Source organism: Streptomyces sp. (assembly GCF_019510245.1).
In the GTDB taxonomy this organism is placed as follows: Bacteria; Actinomycetota; Actinomycetes; order Streptomycetales; family Streptomycetaceae; genus Streptomyces.
The window spans coordinates 1-1925 of sequence record NZ_JAEKKT010000491.1 but is presented as its reverse complement, the minus strand read 5'-3'; the positions used below and the strand labels follow the sequence as shown (position 1 = coordinate 1925).

Below are 1925 nucleotides of genomic sequence, written 5' to 3'. Positions count from 1 at the left end.
CGTCCCGGTCCCGCTCCGCGTCGAGGATGCCGGCCCGCACATACAAGGTCTCGGCGGAGATCCGCAGGGCCTTGGCGACCTGCTGCAACACCTCCGCGCTCGGCTTGCGCAGCCCGCGCTCGATCTGGCTCAGATACGGGTTGGACACCCCGGCGGCATCGGCGAGCTGCCTGAGCGACAGCTGCGCGGTGCGCCGCTGTTCACGCAGGTATTCACCGAGATTGCCGACGTTGAGCGATGCCATGTCTCCACCCTGCACCACTCACGCTAACTATTGCAAGCACCCGCTTGCAAAAGTGTGCCATGCCACGCGGGGGCGGAGCCCCGTGCCTGAGCAGGGTAGGCGTCGGTGGGCTCTGCCAGGGTGTGCCTCGTGGATGAACTGGTGGAGCGTGTCGACGATCAAGATCGCGTATTGGGCGTGGTGGTCGGACGCCGGCAGGCCATCCGGGAGGGTTGGCTGCACCGGGTCGCCGTGACGGTGTGTCGTGACGAGCGTGGGCGGATCCTCGTGCACCGGCGGTCGGAGCAGCTGTCGCGGTTCCCCGGGCTCTACGAGGTCATGGTCGGTGGCGCCGTGAACGTCGGCGAGTCCTACATACAGGCCGCCGCGCGGGAGCTGGCCGAAGAGCTGGGCATTCGTGCGCTGCCGCGCCTGCTGTTCACGTTCCTCAACCGCAGCGGTTTGAGCCCTCACTGGCTCGGCGTGCACGAAGCCGTGGTGCCGGACGCCATGGCCGCCGATGCCGATGAGGTCGCCTGGCACGGCTGGCTGACAGAGCCGGAGCTGCGGTCGGCCCTGCTGGAGTGGCGCTTCACCCCCGACAGCCACGAGGCCTTCAGCCGGTATCTGGCGTTCCGGACCGCCCGCTCCTGACCTCGCCCGACTCACGGGCTGGGACGCCTGCTTGCGGCCAACGCGCCCTGCGAGAGCGGCTGTCCGTGGTAGGGAATACGGATGCTTGGTCGACTCCCGCTCGTTGAGCAGCTCGATGGCCTGCGGTCCGTGCTCTCCCGGAACGAGGTCCTGACCGACGTGCTGACCAGGGCGGCGACGCTGGAGCTGCCCGGCTGGTACGTCACGGCGGGCTGCCTGTTCCAGACGGTGTGGAACGTGGTCACCGACAGACCTCCGACCGGCGGCATCAAGGACTACGACATCTTCTACTTCGACGGCACCGACCTCTCCTGGGAGGCGGAGGATGCCGTGATCAAGGCAGGGCAGGAGGTGTTCGCCGGCCTGCCGGCCGAGGTGGAGATCCGCAACGAGGCCCGCGTGCATCTCTGGTACGAGCAGAAATTCGGCGTGCCCTGCCCGCCTCACGAGTCCACCGAGGCGGCGATCGACTCGTTCGCCGCGACGACTTGCTGTCTGGGGGTACGGCTGGATCCTGACGGTGGGTGGCGCGTCTATGCGCCCCACGGGCTCTCCGACGTGTTCAACCTGGTGGTCCGGCCCAACCCGGTCCTTGCCCCGCGGGAGGTCTATGAGGCCAAGGCGGCGCGCTGGCGGGAGGAATGGCCGGAGCTCACCGTGCTGCCGTGGCCGAACTGACGCTCGGAGCCGTGATCACGCGGCGAATTCCGGGGCAGCCGACCCACCGTCTCCGCGGCGCCGCCGCCCTCCGTCTCCGCGTCGCCGCCGCCCGCCGGGAGAACGCGCGGCCGGACGGCCAACCCGGCCTCGCCTGCGATGCGTTCACGCCCTTCGTTACTCGGGTTCGTCGCCCTCGCCCGTCAACACCAGTAGCGAGCGTGATGACGCTTGCGCTGCGAAACGGGTGCATAGGATCACCGGTATGCCCCTGCGACCTGTTCAGGTGAACATCAAGGCTCTTGACGGGCCGGCGGCCGGCCGGTTCTGGGCGGAGGCGCTCGGCTGGCATGCCTACAGTCCCGGTGTGACCACCTACGTCGGCCCCGCG

3 protein-coding genes and 1 pseudogene are annotated in these 1925 nt (G+C 69.0%); 3 read left to right on the top strand and 1 reads right to left on the bottom strand.

What is annotated here, in order from left to right; all coding sequences use genetic code 11:
- Nucleotides 1-244 (bottom strand): helix-turn-helix transcriptional regulator (locus JF597_RS54515; protein ID WP_294014560.1); only part of this gene is annotated, 244 nt, incomplete at its 3' end.
- 120 nt (nucleotides 245-364) lie between these two features.
- Here JF597_RS54515 and JF597_RS54510 point away from each other — a divergent pair.
- The 3 genes and pseudogenes from JF597_RS54510 to JF597_RS54500 form a co-directional block, all read left to right on the top strand.
- Nucleotides 365-877, top strand: coding sequence for an NUDIX domain-containing protein (locus JF597_RS54510; RefSeq protein WP_294014561.1), 513 nt, complete (start codon nucleotides 365-367; stop codon nucleotides 875-877).
- 81 nt (nucleotides 878-958) lie between these two features.
- Complete coding sequence (locus JF597_RS54505) at nucleotides 959-1555, top strand: nucleotidyltransferase family protein (RefSeq protein WP_294014559.1); 597 nt, start codon at nucleotides 959-961, stop codon at nucleotides 1553-1555.
- A 244-nt stretch (nucleotides 1556-1799) separates the two neighbouring features.
- A pseudogene (locus tag JF597_RS54500) lies at nucleotides 1800-1925 on the top strand (VOC family protein); the annotation flags it as partial.